Source organism: Flavobacterium sp. (assembly GCF_044349645.1).
Taxonomy (GTDB): Bacteria; Bacteroidota; Bacteroidia; order Flavobacteriales; family Flavobacteriaceae; genus Flavobacterium.
In genome coordinates this window covers 91,559-113,653 of sequence record NZ_JBIKQP010000002.1, presented here as the reverse complement: position 1 = coordinate 113,653, position 22,095 = coordinate 91,559, and the positions used below count along the sequence as shown (strand labels likewise).

Here is a 22,095-nt window from a genome sequence, read left to right as displayed (position 1 = left end):
TTGCTTATAAATAATTTAATTACTATATCTCGACAATACTCTGCCTAGTTTCATAGAAAAAGAATTAATGAGTTTGGAATAATCCATAGCTAAAGACATGGTTTCTGAATTATCTGCAGTTGGATCAGGTAGAATTGAACCTTTTAATTCTTCAATGATTTTATCTACTAAATACCATCTCATTGTTAAAATAGTTTCTGAAACGTATTGACTTATCGTTTCGTTTTTTTGTTTTACAAATATATTCTGAGCACCCCAATCATGTAAAGCTAATTTTTCGTCCTCCATTAAAATGTCAGTAACTTCTTGAGCAAATTCTTGAGGCAATTGCATTAAATAATGCTCAATATTAAACGTCTCATTTTGATTAAAATAATTGACCAAATTAAGATAAATATCTCTAAAAAGTGGATTTGCTAATTCAACTTCGTCTTCCTGTAAACTCAAATAAACTCGTTGGTAAACAAAATATTCTTTTTTCTCAATAGAATTTTCAACCTCGCCGTTGGCATTCGTTTTCAACAAAACATCTTCAAATTCTTCTTTACTATTTCCGTAAAGAAGTAGGATTTTAATTATTGTTCGCTCTAATTGATACAAAACATCAACTTTCTCCACTTGAGTTACAGATTCACTCTTTATGACTTCAAATGATTTTTGTTCTTGCTTTATTTTTTTACCAATATCAGAAATGTCTTTTTTAACTAATTGTGCTAAGGTGCTCAACAAAACTTGCTCTGAAATATCCATGATTCTGGAACATTCTTGAATGTAAATTTCACGTTGAATTCGGTCTGGAATTTTAGAAATACTTGCTACTATATCACGAATTAATTCTGCTTTTTTTATAGGATCATTCTTGGCATCTTTCATTAATAAAGAAGCTTTGAACTGTATAAAATCTTTAGCGTTTTCTTCTAAATAAACTACCAAATCTTCATATGGCGTTTTCTTTGCAAAACTATCTGGGTCCTCACCATCAGGAAATTCACAAACTCTTACGTTCATTCCTTCCTCCAAGATTAAATCGATTCCTCGAATGGATGCTCGTAAACCTGCAGCATCACCATCAAAAAGAACGGTTACATTTTTTGTCAACCTATTTATTAATCGGATTTGGTCAGGCGTTAACGCTGTTCCCGAAGAAGAAACCACATTTTCAATTCCCGTTTGATTGAACTGAATTACATCGGTGTAACCTTCAACCAAAAAACAATTGTTTTGTTTTGCGATTGCTTGTTTTGCTTGATAAATTCCATAAAGAACCTTGCTTTTATGGTAAATATCACTCTCAGGTGAATTGAGATATTTCGCCGCTTTTTTATCATTGGTCAAAATTCTTCCGCCAAATCCCAAAACCCTTCCCGACATGCTTTGAATAGGAAACATAACACGACCTTTAAATCGGTCAAAAGGTCGGTCATCCCTAGGAATTGTTAAACCGGTGCTTTCTAGAAATTCTAATTTATACCCTTTCCCTAAAGCTTCTTTTGTGAAAGCATCCCAAGCTTCTGGTGAATATCCAAGAGAAAATTTCTTGATAGTTTCATTGGTAAAACCTCTTTCCTTAAAATAAGAATATCCAATTGCCTTTCCTTCTTCAGTATTTAAAAGTGCATCTTGAAAATAATTTTTGGCAAATTCGGAAACCAAATACATGCTTTCTCGAACATCTGTATTGGCTTTTTCCTCATCTGATTGAACAGTTTCTTCAATCTCGATGTTGTATTTTTTTGCTAAATATCTAATGGCTTCTGGGTACGTAAAATGTTCGTGTTCCATTAAAAATGCAACTGAATTTCCACCTTTGCCGGAACTAAAATCCTTCCAAATTTGCTTTACTGGCGACACCATAAACGAAGGTGAACGCTCATCAGAAAAGGGACTTAAACCTTTAAAGTTACTTCCCGCACGTTTCAATTGTACAAAATCACCAATAACCTCCTCTACACGAGCAGTTTCGAAAACAGTATCTATTGTAGCTTTTGAAATCAATTTAAATTTAGGTTCAAGGATTAAGGCTCAAAGTTACAAAGTTTTTGTGTAATCTAGTATTACTTTTTTCTTTCAATGACATAATTTACCATCATGATCAAAGAATCTTTATAGTCGGATTGCGGATAATTTTCAATTAATTTTAAAGCTTCTTGTTGGAATTGAATCATTTTTTGTTCGGCATAGGAAAGTCCATTGTTGTTTTTCACAAATGATATAACTTCCTTAACTCTCTTTTTATCTTTATTATGATTCTTAATAGAATTGATAAGCCAACTTTTTTCTTTTGAAGAACAAGCATTCAAAACGTGGATTAAGGGCAAAGTCATTTTTTGTTCTTTAATATCAATTCCTGTTGGTTTTCCAATTGCCTCTTCAGTATAATCAAACAAATCGTCTTTTATTTGAAATGCCATTCCAATAAGCTCTCCAAATTTTCTCATATTTTCAACCTGAATTTCATCTTCAATTACAGATTTTGCGCCAAGAGCACAGCAAGCAGCTATTAAAGTGGCTGTTTTCTTTTGAATAATTTCATAATAAACGGCTTCCGTTATATCTAACCTTCGGGCTTTTTCTATTTGAAGTAATTCCCCTTCGCTCATTTCTCTAACGGCTACTGAGATAATTTTTAATAAATCAAAATCGCCATTATCGATAGAAAGTAACAACCCTTTCGATAACAAATAATCTCCAACTAATACTGCAATTTTATTTTTCCAAAGTGCATTTATGGAGAAAAATCCGCGTCTGCGATTACTATCATCAACTACATCATCATGAACTAGTGTGGCGGTATGAATTAATTCGATAACAGATGCACCACGATAGGTTCTTTCGTTTACAATGCCATTTGAAAGCATTTTTGCAGTTAGAAAAACAAACATAGGACGCATTTGTTTTCCTTTTCTATTTACAATATAATAGGTAATTCTATTGAGAATGCCGACTTTAGAAACCATCGATTCTCGAAATTTTATTTCGAAAAGATCCATTTCTGATAGAATAGGTTTTTTTATTTCGGCAATTATATTCATAGTTCCCCAAAGATACTATTTTGAACCTATGATTGAAAAAATTTTTTAATTACAATTAAACTTTTTACATTTGCTTTAGTCTTATAACAAAGAATTTAAAAAAAATAAATATGAAAACAAAATCTATTTTAAAATTAACTGTATTGTTTGCGGTGATTTTATTTGCAAGTTGCTCTAAGGACAACAATGATCTTGCTAACGAGTTTACTGTAGAAGATATTCAAACAAATGCTAAATTAGATCAAGCGGCTAACGATTTATCTGAAATTATTGACGATCAATATTTTTCAGAAAATCCTGCAGGGAAAAGTATAGCTCCTACAGAAATTAATTCATTACCGGCTTGTGCAGTTGTAACACGTACTGTTACTGCTACAACTTGGAGAAGAAAAATTAATTTTGGAACTACAGGTTGTGCATTGCCAAATGGTGCAATCCTTAAAGGAATAATTTATATTAGTGGTGCTTTACCTTACTCAACTACCAATTATGTGATTACCTATACTTTTGATGGTTTTCGTTATAATGACTTCCTAGTTCAAGGAAATAGAACAGTTACTAGATCATTAGGTTCTTCAATTTATCAATCAAATACACACCCAATTAGTGTGTTAGATATGAATATGACATTTACTAATTCAAGAGGTGTTTACACAAGAGTTGGAACAAGAACTAGAGAATGTGTAGAAGGGTTTGGAACAGCAATATTAGCTGATAATGTATATGTAATTACTGGAAACTGGACAACAACTTTCCCTAATGGAAATGTTCACTCAAATACAATTTCAAATACTAATCCAATTAGAGTTAGATTGAATTGTGATCATAGAGTGGTTTCTGGAATTGTAAATATCACTAGACCAAATCATACTGCAGTTCTAGATTATGGTGATCGAACTTGTGATAACATTGCTACTATTTCAATTGATGGAGGTACGCCAATTTCGTTTACATTTTAATAATAATAGACTTTTACATAAAAAAAACGTTCAGAAATTCTGAACGTTTTTTTTTATACTTCTTTGTTAGCTAATTGTCCACAGGCAGCATCAATATCTTTTCCCCTACTTCGTCTCACTTTTGCAACGATATCAATTGCAGCTAGGGCTTTTATATAAGCATTAATGGACTCTTCAGAAGCTTGTTGGAATTCACCGTCATCTATCGGATTGTATTCAATTAAATTGACTTTACAAGGTACATATTTACAGAATTTTACCAAGGCATCAACTGATTCTTTGTTGTCATTAATTCCCTTCCAAACTACATATTCATAGGTAATTTTGCTTTTTGTTTTGGAATACCAATATTCCAATGATTCTCTTAAATCTGCTAAAGGAAAATTAGCTGAAAACGGCATTATTCGGGAACGAATTCCATCAATTGCGGAATGTAATGATACCGCCAATTTAAATTTAACCTCATCATCAGCAAGCTTTTTTATCATTTTTGGAACACCTGAAGTAGAAAGTGTAATTCTCTTTGGAGACATCCCCAAACCTTCGTTTGAGGTGATCATAGCAATCGCTTTCAGAACATTATTGTAGTTCATAAGAGGCTCGCCCATTCCCATAAAAACAATATTTGAAAGCGGATGATTATAATACAATCGGCTTTCTTTATCAATAGCGATTACCTGGTCATATATTTCTCCAGGTTCCAAATTTCGCATTCTTTTTAATCTTGCTGTAGCGCAAAAGTTACAATCTAAACTACAACCTACTTGACTAGAAACACAAGCTGTTGTTCTTGTTTCTGTTGGAATCAAAACACTTTCTACAACTAAACCATCATGAAGGCGAACCGCATTTTTTACCGTTCCATCGGAACTGCGTTGCATTGTGTCTACCTTAATATGGTTGATAACAAAATGATTTTCCAGCATCAACCGAGTCTCTTTGGAAACATTGGTCATATCATCAAAACTGTGTGCTCCTTTGCTCCATAACCATTCATAAACCTGGTTTCCACGGAAGGCTTTGTCTTGATTTGCAACAAAAAAATCACGCAACTGCTCTTTTGTTAATGCTCTTATGTCTTTTTTCTCGATTTGCATGGTGCAAATTTAGTTTAATTTGTGGATTTGTTTATTTGATAAATTGATAACTTTGACAAAAAATATAAATACAATCAAAAAATGCATTTTATTTCCCAAGAATTAGAAGATTATATCGAAAAACATTCTGAAAAAGAACCTGATTTATTAGCAGCTTTAAATAAGGAAACGTATCAAAAAATTCTATTACCAAGAATGTTGAGCGGGCATTTTCAAGGGCGAGTATTGAGCATGCTTTCGAAATTAATTCGACCGGTTAATATTCTAGAAATTGGAACTTTTACAGGTTATGCCGCTTTGTGTTTGTGCGAAGGAATGCAAGAAAATGGTCAATTACACACCATTGACATAAAAGAAGAATTGGAAACTATCCAAAGGAAATACTTTGATAAATCACCTTGGGGAAGTCAGATTTTTCAACATTTGGGTGAGGCAATTGCTATTATTCCGACATTAGAATTAAAATTTGATTTGGTTTTTATTGATGCTGATAAAGAAAACTACCTCAACTATTTTGAATTAATACTGCCTAAAATGAATAAAGGTGGTATCATATTATCAGATAATGTTTTATGGAGTGGAAAAGTTTTAGAACCGTTACAAAAAAACGATAGTAGCACAAAAGTTCTTTTAGAATACAATGAATTATTGAAAAATGACCCTAGAATTGAAACTGTTTTATTACCTATTCGTGATGGATTAACCGTTTCTAGAGTTAAATAATTACTTTTTTATATTGGAGAAATCCATATAATTTATAAAATAAAAAACCTAAAATAAGTCCATTAAAATATCCACAAATTATATCTGTTGGGTAGTGTAATCCTAGGTAAATTCTACTAAAAGCAAAAATTAATGGCCATAAAAATAACAGCAAAAAATACTTGAATTTGTCTTTTAGAATAAAGTATAAAAACGTGGCGACTGCCATTGAATTTGAGGCATGTCCAGAGAAAAAACTGTAGGTTTCACTTGATTTAACTACTCTAATCAATGTAGAGGTATTTGGATCACTACAAGGACGAAGACGCTGAAAAGTCTCCTTTACAAAATTTGTAAATTGATCGGAAATAATGATTAAAACCATTACAAATAGTAATAAATATAAGGTTTGCTTAACACCAATTTTTCTATAAATAAAATAGAGTAAAACAAGAAAAAATGGAGTCCAATTACTTTGTTTTGTAATAAACAACCAAAACGGATCGAAGGTTGATGATCCTAGCCCATTTAAAAAAATAAGCAGTTCTTTATCGAGTGCTAGGATTTTATCAAGCATTAAGATTGTCTTTTTATTGGACCCTCGTTTTCAATAGTTTCTACTTTCTCAATATCAATTTTAGCATTTTCAATAACGGGAGTCACCTCATTAAGCAAATTTTCTTTTGCTTTACTAATTTCTTGATTGATATTTCCAGTAATATCTGTTATCGATTTAGAATCTAAGCCATTTGCTTCAGCTCCTTTTTGAATTTCACTTTTAATATCATTTGTTGCGTTTTTCAATTGCGCCATAGCTTTACCCATTGTTCTTGCAATATCTGGGATTTTATCTGACCCAAAAAGCATTAGAACCACAAATAATATTAGTATTAATTCTCCTCCGCCTATTCCAAACATATCAATTTATTTTATTGCAAAGTTACTAAGTTTATATAAAGCTTAAAGTGTATTAATAATAAAAATATTTTAATCAAATTTAGATTTTGCTTCAACTTTTGGCCAGGTATTGTTTGTAACATCGATATCGGCAGTTTCTAATTTTGGATCAACTACAATTTTCGATATCACTTTTTTGGTTGCAAAAGTTCGAGTGACCTCATCGTCATTCATTCTCCAAATTTGAGCTGGAAATTTATGGTTTTCAGTAGTTCCATCTTCAAATGTTAGCTCTACAATTATTGGCATAACTAATCCTCCTGGCTTATTAAAAGTAACTTCATAGAAGTATTTTGGAGAATCAAATTTTGCAATTTCCTCCGGCTTGAAATTAGTTTTAATAAATTCATCCAATGCCTTAATTTCCTTTATATCTAATGGCTTGTTCATTTCAGGCTTGTAATTTTCACTAGTGCTATTTACCATAAAAACCATCGGGCCTGTTGCTCTCAATCGGTTTCTTCTTGAAGATGTTGGCGCTTTAAAGTCTTTTGGAGCATCATTACTTACAAAATATTGCTTCACTTCTTTAATCCCGATATCTGTAAAATCAGTTGTGTAAAACCATCCTCTGAAAAACCAATCTAAATCTGTTGCCGATGCATCTTCCATCGTTCTAAAGAAATCTTCAGGAGTTGGGTGCTTGAATTTCCATCTATTTGCATAGGTTTTGAAAGCATAATCAAATAATTCATGACCCATAATTGTTTCACGTAAAATATTTAATCCCGCCGCTGGTTTCCCATAAGCATTGTTTCCAAATTGTTTAATAGTTTCAGAATTGGTCATAATTGGCTCTAAGTTTTTTTGATCACCGCTCATGTAGGCAACAATTGATTTTGGCGAACCTCTTTCTACAGGATAATTTGATTCCCATTCCAATTTTGCTTTGTAATCCATAAAAGAGTTCAAACCTTCATCCATCCATGTCCATTGGCGCTCGTCAGAATTCACAATCATCGGGAAGAAATTATGACCAACTTCGTGAATAATAACTCCTAACATCCCATATTTTACTCTGTCGGTGTATTTTCCGTCTTCATCTGGACGACCAAAATTCCAACAAATCATTGGGTATTCCATCCCTTGATCTTGCGCATTAACGGAAACTGCTTTTGGATAAGGATAATCAAATGTTAAGCTAGAATAACTTTTTAAAGTATGTGCAACGACTCTTGTAGAATATTCCTCCCATAATGGATTTCCTTCTTTAGGATACAATGAAACTGCCATTACTGTTTTACCACCTAATTTTACAGCCATTGCATCCAAAATAAATTTTCTAGAGGTTGAAATACCAAAATCTCTAACATTTTCAGCCTTAAATTTCCATGTTTTTTTCTTGTCAGAAAAACCTTTTTCAGCCTCAGTTGCTTCAGCTTGAGTTACAATAACAACCGGTTTTTCAAAAGAATTTTCTGCTTGAGCGTATCTCTTTACTTGCTCTGGTGTGAAAACCTCAGCTCTGTTTTGCAATACTCCAGTGGCTTCCATAATATGGTCAGCAGGTACTGTTATGTTAACCTCATAATTTCCAAATGGCAATGCAAACTCACCGCTTCCCCAAAATTGCATGTTTTGCCATCCTTCAACATCATTATAAACTGCCATTCTAGGATAAAATTGAGCTAAAACATATAAATTATTTCCGTCTTTGAAGTTTTCGTAGCCAGAACGACCTCCATCAATCATGTAATTATTAATATTGTAATTCCACTTGATATTCAAAGCAATTTTTTCTCCGTGAGCTAATGGTTTTACCAAATTAATTCGCATCATCGTTTCATTAACTGTATAAGACATTAAATTACCTTTACTATCTTTTACGTAGTCAATCTTAAAGCCTCCATCAAATTTTTCTTCTAAATATTTTTTTGAAAAACCTCCAACACTAATTGCTGGATCAATTTTTGAATTTTCAACTAAAGGAGATTTAGAAGTTTTAGCAGCTCTATTTTGATCCAATTGAATCCATAAATAATCTAAAGATTCTTTAGCATTATTAGTATAGGTAATGGTCTCTGTGCCATAAATTTTGGTGTTTTTATCATCCAACTCAATGTCCATTTTATAATCGGCTTGCTGCTGATAATATTCTGGTCCTGGAGCACCTGAAGCAGTTCTATACATATTGGGTGTAGCTAACAAATCGTACATTTGACGAAACTTGTTTTTATCTTCATGCCCTAATTCTTTAGTTTTGGGAGTTTCTTTCACTTCTTGTGAAAAGGTTGAAAATGTCACAAAGAACAATAGTAATAAAGTAATAATGTTTTTCATAATTGATGATATTTTAGCTTTCAAATGCTAAAGTAATTAATTTATTTGAGTTTTTTATCTAGTTATTTTAACATTCCACTTAAAGTCCCTTCTGTGAGCAATAAACTCTGCTTTTCTCCGTAAATTGTGGATTGAATAATATTTTGTTGCTCTGAATTTAATTCAATTAAGGCGGAATTTTTGACTTCTAAAGATTTTATTTTTGAAATTTCTTTTATGTTGTAGTAACAAATAATCACATTACCTTCCATTTCCTTACTTAAATAATTTATTGGCTTTGGTTCACCATTTACTTTCAATGAAAAATTATCTAAGATATATTTTTTCATCAAACTGATATCTTCTTGAGATTCATTTTTTTCACCTAAATTGGTCTTTTTGCCGTATTTTTTATAAAGAACAGCATTTACATCATCAACAAAAAGTCGGGAAGTAATTTGTAGCATTTTTTTCTCTGACACATAGTTAATTTGGTAGATGGAAACATAAAACTTATGAATCCCAAAAGAGGATAATGTCAAAAAAATTATTGCTATTATGGTATAAAAAGTAATTTTCTTCATTTGCCAAAAGTAATTAAACCATTTCTATTTTGGAATAGCATTATAGTTTACGGCTAATTTAGATATTAAAAACAGCATCATGGTTCTGTTTTTGACTTTTAATGCGGCAGTAAATTCTTTGTCTTCTATAATATATCGTTGAAAATCATCGATATAAATTTCAGGGATTTTTAATGTTTCAATGTAGTATTTATCTTCATAAAGTATTCCTATTTTATCTAAAAGACGTTCTTTTCGTTCTACGGCAACTTCTTTTTTAAGCATTGCAGTTCGACCAGACATCCAATTTATTGGGGCATCTAAAATTCCGTTGGTTGCTGTGTTTAATTTTCTTTCAGCAGGCGTATATTGCTTTTGTCCAGGAATTATACTCACCCCTTCAATAGGACTTTTCTTAACAATCACCTCATCAAGTTCATTGATTTTTGGGTACATATTTACGGTTATTGTCCCCGATTTTAAATCGTCTTCATCAATAAGTACCCTTCTCATTTCCAGAGATTTTGATGAAAATACTAAAATGTCGTCGGCTTTAGCCAATATAGAAAACTCGCCTTTACTATTGGTTACGGTCACTTTTTCATTGCCTAAATTCACCACTTCAATTTCTGAAAGCAAGGCGTCATCGGCTGCAATTATTCCTTGAAGGATTTTTTCGTTACGATCTTGCGACCACATCGAAAAAGTACCTAAAAATAAAAATAGGACAACCCATTTTTTCATAATTTGAAACTAATTTTATTATTTGTAAAAGTATTTAAGAGAAATTAAAAATTATAATTTGGATTGGTAAAGTTATGTTAATATATAATTTTCTAATATTTAAAATAAAATGATAAAATGGGTAACTTTGAATTCCAAAATGATAACAAATGAAAAATTGCATTATTGCCAGCACCTCAACTTTATACGGGGGAACTTATTTAGACTATTTAATTCCAGAATTGAAATTACACTTCCAGAATTGCAAATCGATTTTGTTTATCCCTTATGCGCAACCCGGTGGATTGTCCTATGAAGAATATACTGAAAGAGTTTATAAAGCTTTCGCCAAATTGAATATTGAAGTTAAAGGAATACATGAGTTTGAAAATCCAATTGCTGCAATTGAAGCAGCCGAAGGAATTTTTACAGGTGGTGGAAATACTTTTTTATTGGTTTTCCAATTGTATAAAAATAAAGTCATGGATGTATTGGCGGAAGCCATAAAAAAAGGAACTCCCTATTTAGGATCAAGCGCGGGAAGTAATATTTGTGGCTTGACAATGCAAACCACTAACGATATGCCGATCATTTACCCGCCAAGTTTTCAAACTTTAGGAATTGTTCCTTTCAATATCAATCCGCACTATTTGGATGCCGATTTACAATTGAAACACAATGGTGAAACTCGAGAAATGAGAATTAATGAATTTCACTTTTTGAATTCTCCACCCGTTATTGGGCTTCGTGAAGGAAGTTGGTTAGAAGTTAAAGGCAATAAAATAACTTTGAAAGGTGGTCTTCAAGCAAGATTATTTCAAAAGAATACAGCGCCTATAGAAATTGAATCGGAAAGTGATCTTAGTGACTTAAAATAAAAAATCCCCAAACTAATAGTTTGAGGATTTTAGAGCGAAAGACGAGGCTCGAACTCGCGACAACCAGCTTGGAAGGCTGGAGCTCTACCAACTGAGCTACTTTCGCATTAACAACGGTGCAAATATAGATAATAAGTTGGGTTTATTGCAAGTTTTTTTGAAAAAAAATTTAAAGACACTTTAAAAATTAGCCTTTTTAAGCCCATCTTTATAACGTAAATAATTTATTTTGATATTGTTATGATAACAATTCGCAAAAAAATAAAGAAATTAAATTATGATTGAAATAAATAAAATCACTGCTTTTGAAACAATAATTGTAAGACATCCTGTTTTACGAACTGGCAAACCAATAGCAACATGTCATTTTGAAGGCGATGATTTACCAACAACCTCTCATTTCGGTTTATATTTAGAAAAGCAACTGGTAGCAATAATCTCATCATTTAAGGTTCAAAATAAATTGTTTACTGAAGAAAATCAATATCAAATTCGCGGAATGGCCGTCTTAGAAGAATTTCAAAAAAGGGGTTTTGGAGAACAGTTATTACACTATTGCGAAAATGAAATTAGAATCAAAAAGGGAGAATTAATTTGGTTCAATGCTCGTGAAAAAGCTGTGGGTTTCTATAAAAAATCAGGATATGAAGTTATTGGAGGTCAATTTGAAATCCCAGATGTTGGACCTCATTACGTTTTGTTTAAAAAAATATAAAATCAAGAATTAGAATTCGGATAATAAATATACAAACACGATTTACCCTTTATTTTATTGATGATTTTCTCTGTAAATTCAATTGGCAAAGCAGGACATCCTTGACTTCTTCCCAATCGATTGAGAGCTATTATAAAAAAATCAGAAACATAATCGGCGGCATGAATCACAATCCCTCGATTTTTGGCATTGTCATTAATCCCTTTTTCTAAACCATCAAATTTTATAGATTTTCCATGCTTCCCATTATAAACTTCACCAGTTGAATAAAATCCCAAACTGCTTTTAAAAGATGCTGCGGAGTTAGAAAAATTCTTAGCAAATTCATCGCCTGTATTTCTGCCATGTGCTACTAAAGAATTGAAAACAATTGTATTGGTAGACAAATCAATCACCCAAAGTCTTTTTTCATTGGAAGACAAACTAAAATCAATTAAAGTTAGAATGTCTTTTTTGAAATTTCCTTTCTTCTTCATTTCATAAAATCCCAGCATTGCTTTTTGGAAACTTTCTAATTTTGGTAAAGCAAAATTATTATGATTTAAATGATTGTAAACGTCAATAATTTCTGTAGAGAAATTTTCAGTTTTTGAAATTAATGATGAAGGTAATTTTGAAGGAGTTTCTATTTTATTTGATGAAAATGTAGATAAAATGAAAACTAAAATGGGGAAAAATTTATAAGTCATTAATTATTATTGTATTGCTGTATTTTCCTACTTGTTTCAAATTTAGAATTTAAATTTAAGTAAAACTTGTAATTCTAAAATTTTAACGTGTTAATTAACACCAATTACATTAATATCATAAAAACCCAATAAAATTTTACCATTCAATTATTGATTAAAATTCTGCTTTCAAAGGGTTATCTATTAGTATATTCATAATAAAACTATAATATAATTGTTATTATTGGGATGAATTGATAATTTTGCGCCTTGAATTAAACCTATATGAAAAAAGCACTTCTACTCCTTATTTTAATTACATGCACGTTAAGCTACTCCCAGAAAAAAATACTTAAAACAAATTTGATCAATGGTGGAATTACCATTGATGGAAATTTAAATGAAACCCCCTGGCAAACTGCAGCTATAGCTAAAGATTTTTTCATGTTTGCTCCTGATAATGGTAAGGAAGTTGAAAAAGGAAATGAAACCGAGGTGAAAATTCTTTACGATAATGAAGCAATATATATAGGAGCCATTTTATATGATGACGAACCTTCCAAAATTTTAAAGGAACTTACTCTTCGCGATGATCAAGGTACAAGCGATAATTTTGGAGTTTTCATTAACGGTTTTAATGACGGACAACAAGATTTTCGATTTTTTTGTACTGCCTCCGGAACGCAAATGGATTGTTTGGCAACCGATACTAATGGCGAAGATTTTACTTGGGACGCCATTTGGTTAAGTAAAGCCAAAATTACCGAAAAAGGCTGGGTTGTAGAAATGAAGATCCCCTATGCTGCGCTACGATTTTCAAATAACAAAGTTCAAACTTGGGGAATCAATTTTGTTAGAGATTTAAAACGAAAAAACTCTATTTATGTTTGGAATAAAGTTGATAACAAATTAAATAATGTAATACAACAAGCTGGAAATTTAGAGGGAATTGAAAATATCAAAACCCCTACTCGTCTATTCTTTATGCCTTATTCTTCGTTTTATTTGAATGCCAATGACGCTCAAAAAACGAAAGGAACTCTGAAAGGCGGGATGGATATAAAGTATGGAATTAACGATGCATTCACGCTTGACGCCATATTAATTCCCGATTTTGGTCAAACTAAATTCGATGATCAAATATTGAATTTAGGTCCGTTTGAACAGCAATTCAACGAAAATAGAGCTTTTTTTACCGAAGGAACCGACTTATTTAACAAAGGTGGTTTGTTCTATTCAAGAAGAATTGGCGGAAGCCCATCTGCTTATCCAACAGTTGAAAATAATGAAGAAATAATTGAGAATCCTGCAACTGTAAATTTAATTAATGCGCTTAAAGTTTCTGGACGAACAAAAAGTGGATTAGGAGTTGGAGTATTAAATGCCGTTACAGAAATAACCACCGCAAAAATTAGAAACAACATCGACCAATCTGTTCGAAGTGAAGTAATTGAACCTTTAACAAATTATAGTGTTTTAGTGCTCGACCAACGTTTTCGGAAAAATTCATCTATAAGTTTTATCAATACTAATGTTACCAGAGACGGTGGTTTTAGAGATGGGAATGTATCGGCTTTGGTTTGGGATTTAAATACTAAAGAAAATACCTACAACCTTTCGGGGGATTTTAAGTACAGTTATGTAAACGAAGGTGGCGCAAAAACTGGAATAGCATCAAGTATAAATATTGGAGAAACAAGCGGTCAATACCGTTACAGCCTTGGAGCTGATATAATGACTAAAGATTATGATATCAATGATTTAGGAATCAATTTTCAAACAAATTATTATAGTTTATACGGGAATGCCAACTATAGAATTCTGAAATCTACTAAGTACTTTAATTCATTTAATTTAAATCTAAATGCCTTTACACAATTTCAAAAAGAAACTGGATTCGTTCAAGGAAATAATTTTAATTTAAATGTAAATATAAACAATAAAAAAAACCATTATTTTGGACTCGGAATAAATGCCAACCCATTAGAAAATTATGATTTCTATGAGCCAAGAGCTGAAAATAGATATGTAATTATCCCTTCAAGAGTTGGTGCTTGGTTCTATTTTTCGTCCAATTATAATTATAAATTCGCATTCGATTTTAATCCTTCTTATGCAAATTTTAATGAGGAAGGTAGAAACAGTTACGGATTCTCAATGGGACCAAGATATCGTTTTAGCGATAAGTTCCTGTTGAATTTTAATTTTAATTTCTTACGACAAAATAATAATAAAGGTTTCGTTGATAGTATTGATAATGATGGCAATTCCACAACTCCAAATGCAATAATTTTTGCCAACAGAAATGTATTTACCTATTCCAATACTTTATCAGGAAAATATGCCGTAAATAGCACCATGACATTTAATCTTTCCGTAAGACATTATTGGTCATTTGCCGAAAATAAAAACTTTCTAGCATTGGATAATAAAGGGAGATTGAACGATTTTACCAATTATACAACCAATAAAAACTCCAATTTTACCTCATGGAATGTGGATTTATCCTACACTTGGTGGTTTGCTCCTGGAAGTCAAATATCTGTTTTGTATCGAAATAATGCAGCCAATTTTTCACGAACTATCAATAGTGACTTCGGAAGTAACGTTACCAATCTGCTAAATAACGATGCATTAAACCATACTTTTTCTATAAGTATGAGGTATTTTATCGATTACAATCAAGTAAAAAAGTTATTTTAATTTCTTAAATTTGGAGCTATTTCCAGCTGTACGTTGCAATATTTTTGTTTTTAAGAAAAAACAAAAATGATTTCCACTGCCATCTGGGCTAAAAAAAACACATCATGAATAAAAAAGTGATATTAATGATCCTTGACGGATGGGGAAAATCTCCAGATCCAAAGGTTTCAGCTATCGACAATGCCAATGTTCCCTTTATCAATTCGCTTTACAAAAACTACCCAAATGCTCAACTTAGAACCGACGGATTAAACGTAGGTTTGCCGGAAGGCCAAATGGGAAATTCTGAAGTAGGACATATGAATCTTGGTGCTGGAAGAATTGTATATCAAGATTTAGCAAAAATCAATTTGGCTGTTGCCAAAAATACCCTAGCAACAGAACAAGTTTTAATTGATGCTTTTACCTATGCTAAAAAGCAAAATAAAAAAGTTCACTTATTAGGATTAGTTTCTGATGGTGGAGTTCACTCCCATACTTCGCATTTAAGAGGTTTAATTGACGCGTCACAAGAATACGGACTTGAAAAAGTATACATCCATGCATTCACAGATGGTCGTGATGTAGATCCTAAATCAGGAAAAAAATACATCCAAGATCTTGAAAATTATATCTCAAAAACTCCGGTTAAAATAGCTTCAATTATAGGTCGCTATTATGCCATGGATCGTGATAAACGTTGGGAAAGAGTAAAATTAGCCTACGATTTATTGGTTCACGCAACAGGAACCGGAACGAGTGATTTAGTGGCTTCAATTGAAGCTAGTTACAATAATAATATCACTGATGAATTTATAGCTCCGTTAGTTCACTTAGATAATAATGGGAATCCATTAGCAACAATAGAAGAAGACGATGTGGTTATTTTCTTCAATTTCAGAACCGATAGAGGTCGTGAATTAACAGAGGCACTTTCTCAACAAGATTTACATGAGCAAAACATGCATAAATTGAGTTTATATTATGTTACACTCACCAATTACGATGAAACCTATCAAAATGTAAAAGTAGTTTACAACAAAGATAATATCACTGAAACATTAGGCGAAGTATTAGAAAAAGCAAATAAAACTCAAATAAGAATTGCCGAAACAGAAAAATATCCACATGTGACATTCTTCTTTTCTGGAGGTCGAGAAGAACCATTTATTGGCGAAAGCCGCATTCTAAAAAACTCTCCAAAAGTGGCAACCTACGATTTACAACCAGAAATGAGCGCATTTGAATTGGCGGATGCCCTAGTTCCAGAAATAGAAAAAGGCGCTGTTGATTTTGTATGTTTGAATTTTGCCAATGGCGATATGGTGGGACATACAGGAGTTATGAGTGCTGCAATTAAAGCTTGTGAAGCCGTTGACCAATGCGTTGAAAAAGTGATTACAGCAGCTTTAGCAAATGATTATACCACAATTGTTATTGCCGATCATGGAAATTGCGAAACGATGATCAATCCTGATGGTTCGCCAAATACAGCTCATACAACGAACCCAGTGCCTATTATTTTAGTTGACAAAGAATTGAAAAAAATAGAAAATGGTGTTTTAGGAGATATCGCTCCAACGATATTACAACTTATGGGAATTGAAAAGCCAGATGCTATGACAAGCCATTCTTTATTATAAAAATTAATTTCTACACTATTTAAAGAGCTTCACAAAATTGAAGCTCTTTTTTTTATAAATAAAAGTTAAAATTTCAATATTAATAGTAATACTATTATCTTTGCATAAAATAATATTAATTATGAATACAGTATTAGCAAATTTTAAAATTCAGATTAACGATAAAATTTATGTGAAAGATCCTGAAACATCCGATTTAGGTAGAAAAATACTGGAACAAAGTATTAAATTAATTGACGAAATAGGATTTGACAACTTTACATTTAAAAAATTAGGTGAGAAAATCGGTTCAAATGAAAGTTCAATTTATCGATATTTTGAAAACAAACATAAATTATTAGTTTATTTATCATCCTGGTATTGGAGCTGGATGGAATACAAACTAGTTTTTGCAACTGCGAATATTACTGACCCAAAAGAAAAACTAAAAAAAGCAATTACTATAGTTACTGAGAAAGTCAGTGATGATTCAACTACAGTATACATAAATGAGTCCATTCTGAATAAAATAATCATCGCAGAGTTTACTAAAACATTACACACTAAGGAAATAGACCTAGAAAATAAAGAAGGATTTTTTTTAATTTATAAAAGAGTGATTTCCAGAATAATTGCAATTGTCAATGAGGTGAATCCAGAATATCAATATGCAAAATCGCTAATTTCTTCAATTGTAGAAGGGAGCTTGCATCAATATTTCCTGAAAGATCATTTAAAATCAATTACTAATTGTGATGATGAAATAACACCAACGCATTTTTACGTGAACTTGATTGAAACTACTTTAAAAATATAAACTAATAAAGATATGAATCCCTTAAATAGATTTTTCAACCTACTAAAATTAGATAAAAAAGACGTTTCTCAACTGTTTTTTTATGCAATATTCTCTGGCTTAATTAGTTTATCATTGCCATTAGGAATCCAGGCAATTATTAATTTTATTCAATCAGGAAGGGTTAGTGCATCATGGATTGTTTTGATAATATTGGTTGTTATTGGAGTGGCATTAGTAGGAATATTATCCCTAATGCAGCTTCGAATTTCTGAAAATTTACAACAAAAAATATTTGTTCGTTCTTCTTTTGAATTTGCTGCTCGCTTACCTAAAATAAAACAAACTCAACTTTATAATAGTTATGCGCCTGAAGTTGCTAGTCGCTTTTTTGATACTTTGACAATTCAAAAAGGAACTTCTAAATTACTTTTAGATTTTTCAGCAGCATTACTTCAAATATCTTTTGGAGTAATCCTTTTATCATTGTACCATCCATTTTTTATAATTTTTGGAATATTATTATTTATACTATTATATATTGTGTTTAGATTTTCTTACTCGGCAGGACTTGGAACCAGTATGAAAGAATCAAAATTTAAATATAAAGTAGCCAATTGGTTGCATGAAATAGCTCGTAATAATTATAGTTTTAAAAATGAAACCAACTATGATTTTGCTCTTCAAAAAAACAATTTATTGGTAACTGATTACTTGAATTACAGAGAAAAACACTTTAATATAATTAAAAGACAATTCAGCCAATTGATTGTTTTTAAAATTATTATTACTGCTGGATTATTATTGATTGGAGGTTTCTTAGTGCTTTCGCAAAAAATGAATATTGGACAATTTGTAGCTTCTGAAATTATTATTTTACTTGTTATTAATTCTGTTGAAAAAATTATATTAGGATTAGAAACATTTTACGACGTTTTAACGTCAATTGAAAAAATTGGTGAAATAACCGATTTAGAACTTGAAGTAGAAATAAATTCAAGTAATCCTACTTGTTATTCAAGCATAAATTTAGAGGCGGAAAATATTGGATTTAAATTTCCTGATTCCAACAAAAAAATAATTAATGATATATCTCTAAAAATTAACCAAGGTGAAAAAATCATCATTAATGGTGAAAATGGATCGGGTAAATCAACATTTATAAAAATATTATGTGGTGTTTTAGAACCAAAAACTGGATCAATATATATAAATGACGAAACATTTAGAAAATTAGATACCAATCAATTTAGATCACAAATCGCATGTATTTTACATGGTGAATCAACATTTGAAGGAACACTTTTAGAAAATATTACATTCAATAATCCAAATGTTAGTTTTGAGGATTTAAAATGGGCGTTGGAAAGTGTTCAATTAACTTCATTTATAAAATCATTACCAAAGGGCTTAGAAACTCCAATTTTTCCTGAAAGCAAACAACTATCCTCTTCTAACGCTCAGAAAATTCTATTGGCAAGAAGTATTATTCGAAAACCAAAAATGCTATTCTATGAAGATCCAACAAGCACAATGGATGAAGCTGAAGCTATTGAAATTATTGATTTTTTAACTTCGAAAGAAAATAAATGGAGCATTATTGTATCGTCTAAAAATCCGTATTGGAATACAAAATGCGATCGTATAATAACAATGCAAAAAGGAAGTATTCAACTTGATATAAACAACAAATAATCATGCTAAATATATCTGAAAATAACTCGAAATTACCAAATTTAGATAAATATCAAACGGTTAAAAATCTAATTAATAGACCGCATTATAAAATATTAAATAGAATAATTTTTGGCGTTTCTATATTGGTACTAATTGCTCTTTTTCTTCCATGGACTCAAAATATTTCAGGAACAGGAAGCGTAACCACTTTAAAACCAGGACAAAGACCTCAGTCAATTCAGAGTGTTATTTCTGGTAGACTAGAGAAATGGTATGTTAAAGAAGGTGACTTTGTAAACAAAGGTGACACGATCCTTTTTATTTCTGAGGTAAAAGAGGATTATATGGATCCTAACTTAGTTAAAAATACAAAAAACCAAGTAAACGCAAAAAAACAGTCTTATGAATCTTATGGATCAAAAGTAATTTCACTTTCTGAACAAATAAAAGCGATAACAGCCGAAAAGAAATTAAAGAAAGAGCAAGCAAATAATAAAATCAAACAGGCAATTTTTAAAATAAAAAGTGACAGTATGGATTTGGCAGCCATAAAAACACAATTAAGAATAGCAACAACACAGTATAATCGAGCCATTCAACTTAATAAAGAAGGTTTGAAACCTCTAACTGATGTTGAGGAAAAAAGATTGAAATTACAAGAAGCAGAAGCTAAAATAATTACTCAGGAAAATAAATTATTATCAAGTAAAAATGAGCTTATCAATGCAAAAGTAGAAACGAATCGTATTGATGCTGAGTATTCTGAAAAAGAATCAAAAGCTCAAAGTGACCAATTTACGGCCATGAGCAACCAGTATGATACTGAAGCTCAGGTAAATAAATTGGAAAATCAATATGCAAATTATAGTATTAGAAATGGCATGTATTATATAAGGGCATCACAAAGTGGCTATATAAACAGGGCTTTGCAATCGGGAATTGGAGAAACCATTAAAGAAGGTACTCCAATTGTTACTATCATGCCTGCAAGTTTTGAAATCGCAGTAGAAACTTATGTAAACCCAATTGATTTACCTTTGATTTCTAAAGGTGAAAAAGTTCGAGTTTGGTTTGACGGATGGCCAACAATTGTCTTTTCGGGATGGCCTGATATTTCCTATGGTACTTTTGGAGGTAAAATTGTTGCAATTGAAAATTTTATTAGTGAAAACGGCAAATACAGAGTATTGATAGCTCCGGATAAAAATGATGTTAAGTGGCCAAAACAATTAAGTATTGGTGCTGGAGCAAAAACAATCGCGCTTTTAAACAATGTACCAGTTTGGTTTGAATTATGGAGAACATTAAATGGATTTCCACCAAATTATTACAAGCCTGGAACAACAAAAGAAAAAGAAAAAAAATAATGAGAAAACTACTTTTCCTATTCCTGTTTATTGGGTTTAATTTGAATGGGCAAAATTTAGTGTCTAAAGAATTTACGTACAATGAATTTATTGGATATGTAAAAAAATACCATCCGTTGGTAAAAAACGCTAATTTGGAAATCAATAAAGCACAAGCAAATTTGATGATCGCTAGAGGCGGATTTGATCCAAATATTGAGGTGGATTTTTCAAAAAAACAATTCAAAAACAACGAATATTATTCCATTTTGAACAGTAGTTTTAAAATACCAACCTGGTATGGAATTGATATCAAAGCAGGTTTTGATAATAGTGAAGGGATCTATTTAAATCCAGACAATACTGTCCCAAATCAAGGTTTAACTTCGCTTGGAATTTCAATTCCTTTAGGGCAGGGCTTGTTTATAAATGAGCGAATGGCCAACCTAAGAAAAGCTAAAATTCAATTGAAATTGAGTCAAGCGGAGCGAAAAATTGAGGCCATTGGAATACTTTATGAAGCATCTATTGCTTATTTTAATTGGAAAAAAACATTTAGTGAATATAAATTATACGAAGAATATACTAAAAACGCTCAAGTCAGGTTTGATGGAATTCAATCATTAATAAAACAAGGAGACAAGGCAGCGATTGATAGCATTGAAGCTGGAATTATTGTAAAAAATAGATTGCTAAGCGCAGAAGATTCACGACTAAAATTAGCAAAAGCAAAATTAGAACTGTCTAATTATTTATGGTTAGATAATAATATTCCGTTAGAATTAGCAGATGAATTAATTCCTGAAATAAATTTAGAATTAACAATACAAGAAACATTAAAAACGAATGATTTAATGAACAATCAATTTTCATTGAATGCTCATCCGAAAATAAACGCACTTCAAAATAAAATTGAAATTTTAAATGTCGATAAAAAATTAAAAGCAAATATGCTGTTGCCAAAAATTGATTTAGGTTACTCTTATTTGTCTGAACCAAGTTATTTTGATAACTATCAATTTAATGATTACAAGATCGGAATGAATTTTTACTTTCCATTATTTTTAAGAAAAGAACGTGGAAATTTAAAACTCGCAAAATTCAAAGTTCAAGAAACAGAGTTTTTATTAGAGTTTGAAAGATTGCAATTACAAAATAAAATCAATGCACAAAAAATAGAACTTACCTCCTATTTAAAGCAAATAGAATTTGCAAAATCATTGGCTGATGACAATGACAAAATGCTAAAATCAGAAGAGAAGTTATTTCTTTTTGGAGAAAGTTCTCTGTTTTTAATTAATTCAAGAGAAAATAATTTGGTGACTGCTAAATTATCACAAATAGCCTTAGAAAACAGATATTTTGTATCGAATTCTGAACTTTTTAAAATTATGGCCAATCCCGATTAAATAATTATAA

Annotated in this window: 19 protein-coding genes and 1 tRNA gene; 10 read left to right on the top strand and 10 right to left on the bottom strand. The window is 31.2% G+C overall.

Annotated features, from left to right (window positions below; all coding sequences use genetic code 11):
- Nucleotides 1-15: 15 nt before the first annotated feature.
- Entirely contained in the window at nucleotides 16-1,995 is a 1,980-nt protein-coding gene (gene dnaG, locus AC9UFV_RS01005) for a DNA primase (protein ID WP_509571867.1), read from the bottom strand.
- A gap of 59 nt (nucleotides 1,996-2,054) precedes the next feature.
- On the bottom strand, nucleotides 2,055-3,032 hold the full coding sequence (locus tag AC9UFV_RS01000) for a polyprenyl synthetase family protein (protein WP_509571865.1): 978 nt from the start codon (nucleotides 3,030-3,032) through the stop codon (nucleotides 2,055-2,057).
- Nucleotides 3,033-3,142: 110 nt separating this feature from the next.
- Here AC9UFV_RS01000 and AC9UFV_RS00995 point away from each other — a divergent pair, with 110 nt between their 5' ends.
- Entirely contained in the window at nucleotides 3,143-3,991 is an 849-nt protein-coding gene (locus tag AC9UFV_RS00995) for a hypothetical protein (RefSeq protein ID WP_509571863.1), read from the top strand.
- A gap of 53 nt (nucleotides 3,992-4,044) precedes the next feature.
- On the opposite strand, the gene rlmN is transcribed toward AC9UFV_RS00995, so the two are convergent.
- Nucleotides 4,045-5,088, bottom strand: a complete 1,044-nt coding sequence (gene rlmN, locus AC9UFV_RS00990) for a dual-specificity RNA methyltransferase RlmN (protein WP_509571861.1) — start codon at nucleotides 5,086-5,088, stop codon at nucleotides 4,045-4,047.
- Between the two features lie 81 nt (nucleotides 5,089-5,169).
- Between rlmN and AC9UFV_RS00985 the strand changes: the two genes are divergently transcribed.
- A complete protein-coding gene (locus AC9UFV_RS00985) occupies nucleotides 5,170-5,811 on the top strand; it encodes an O-methyltransferase (protein WP_509571859.1) in 642 nt (213 codons plus the stop codon).
- On the opposite strand, the gene AC9UFV_RS00980 is transcribed toward AC9UFV_RS00985, so the two are convergent.
- The 5 genes from AC9UFV_RS00980 to AC9UFV_RS00960 all read right to left on the bottom strand — a co-directional run bounded on the left by AC9UFV_RS00980 (nucleotide 5,804) and on the right by AC9UFV_RS00960 (nucleotide 10,313).
- Entirely contained in the window at nucleotides 5,804-6,367 is a 564-nt protein-coding gene (locus AC9UFV_RS00980) for a phosphatase PAP2 family protein (RefSeq protein WP_509571857.1), read from the bottom strand. The genes AC9UFV_RS00985 and AC9UFV_RS00980 overlap by 8 nt on opposite strands.
- Entirely contained in the window at nucleotides 6,367-6,708 is a 342-nt protein-coding gene (locus AC9UFV_RS00975) for a Sec-independent protein translocase subunit TatA/TatB (protein ID WP_509571855.1), read from the bottom strand. The genes AC9UFV_RS00980 and AC9UFV_RS00975 overlap by 1 nt, the downstream gene beginning before the upstream one ends.
- 69 nt (nucleotides 6,709-6,777) lie before the next feature.
- Nucleotides 6,778-9,027: a M1 family metallopeptidase gene (locus AC9UFV_RS00970; protein WP_509571853.1), complete on the bottom strand. Its 2,250-nt coding sequence runs from the start codon at nucleotides 9,025-9,027 to the stop codon at nucleotides 6,778-6,780.
- Between the two features lie 62 nt (nucleotides 9,028-9,089).
- Nucleotides 9,090-9,590, bottom strand: coding sequence for a DUF6702 family protein (locus AC9UFV_RS00965; protein WP_509571851.1), 501 nt, complete (start codon nucleotides 9,588-9,590; stop codon nucleotides 9,090-9,092).
- 24 nt (nucleotides 9,591-9,614) lie between these two features.
- The gene (locus tag AC9UFV_RS00960; protein WP_509571849.1) at nucleotides 9,615-10,313 is read right to left on the bottom strand and encodes a peptidase associated/transthyretin-like domain-containing protein; all 699 of its coding nucleotides are present in this window, start codon (nucleotides 10,311-10,313) and stop codon (nucleotides 9,615-9,617) included.
- Nucleotides 10,314-10,462: 149 nt separating this feature from the next.
- Here AC9UFV_RS00960 and pepE point away from each other — a divergent pair, with 149 nt between their 5' ends.
- Entirely contained in the window at nucleotides 10,463-11,170 is a 708-nt protein-coding gene (pepE, locus tag AC9UFV_RS00955; RefSeq protein ID WP_509571847.1) for a dipeptidase PepE, read from the top strand.
- Between the two features lie 33 nt (nucleotides 11,171-11,203).
- Here pepE and AC9UFV_RS00950 read toward each other — a convergent pair.
- Nucleotides 11,204-11,276 (bottom strand) — tRNA-Gly (locus tag AC9UFV_RS00950).
- Nucleotides 11,277-11,447: 171 nt separating this feature from the next.
- On the opposite strand from AC9UFV_RS00950, the gene AC9UFV_RS00945 reads away from it, so the two are divergent.
- Nucleotides 11,448-11,885 (top strand): GNAT family N-acetyltransferase, encoded by a 438-nt coding sequence (locus tag AC9UFV_RS00945; RefSeq protein WP_509571845.1) that lies wholly within the window; start codon nucleotides 11,448-11,450, stop codon nucleotides 11,883-11,885.
- A 2-nt stretch (nucleotides 11,886-11,887) separates the two neighbouring features.
- Here the strand turns inward: AC9UFV_RS00945 and AC9UFV_RS00940 are convergent, their stop codons facing one another.
- Nucleotides 11,888-12,574, bottom strand: a complete 687-nt coding sequence (locus AC9UFV_RS00940) for a murein L,D-transpeptidase catalytic domain family protein (protein WP_509571843.1) — start codon at nucleotides 12,572-12,574, stop codon at nucleotides 11,888-11,890.
- A 264-nt stretch (nucleotides 12,575-12,838) separates the two neighbouring features.
- Between AC9UFV_RS00940 and AC9UFV_RS00935 the strand changes: the two genes are divergently transcribed.
- The 6 genes from AC9UFV_RS00935 (at nucleotide 12,839) to AC9UFV_RS00910 (ending at nucleotide 22,085) form a co-directional block, all read left to right on the top strand.
- Entirely contained in the window at nucleotides 12,839-15,256 is a 2,418-nt protein-coding gene (locus tag AC9UFV_RS00935; RefSeq protein ID WP_509571841.1) for a DUF5916 domain-containing protein, read from the top strand.
- Between the two features lie 104 nt (nucleotides 15,257-15,360).
- The gene (gene gpmI / locus AC9UFV_RS00930; RefSeq protein ID WP_509571839.1) at nucleotides 15,361-16,878 is read left to right on the top strand and encodes a 2,3-bisphosphoglycerate-independent phosphoglycerate mutase; all 1,518 of its coding nucleotides are present in this window, start codon (nucleotides 15,361-15,363) and stop codon (nucleotides 16,876-16,878) included.
- Between the two features lie 121 nt (nucleotides 16,879-16,999).
- Nucleotides 17,000-17,674, top strand: coding sequence for a TetR/AcrR family transcriptional regulator (locus AC9UFV_RS00925; protein WP_509571837.1), 675 nt, complete (start codon nucleotides 17,000-17,002; stop codon nucleotides 17,672-17,674).
- A gap of 12 nt (nucleotides 17,675-17,686) precedes the next feature.
- A complete protein-coding gene (locus AC9UFV_RS00920) occupies nucleotides 17,687-19,348 on the top strand; it encodes a peptidase domain-containing ABC transporter (protein WP_509571835.1) in 1,662 nt (553 codons plus the stop codon).
- A 2-nt stretch (nucleotides 19,349-19,350) separates the two neighbouring features.
- The gene (locus AC9UFV_RS00915; protein ID WP_509571833.1) at nucleotides 19,351-20,697 is read left to right on the top strand and encodes an HlyD family secretion protein; all 1,347 of its coding nucleotides are present in this window, start codon (nucleotides 19,351-19,353) and stop codon (nucleotides 20,695-20,697) included.
- Complete coding sequence (locus tag AC9UFV_RS00910) at nucleotides 20,697-22,085, top strand: TolC family protein (RefSeq protein ID WP_509571831.1); 1,389 nt, start codon at nucleotides 20,697-20,699, stop codon at nucleotides 22,083-22,085. Before AC9UFV_RS00915 ends, AC9UFV_RS00910 begins: the two co-directional genes overlap by 1 nt.
- Nucleotides 22,086-22,095 lie beyond the last annotated feature (10 nt).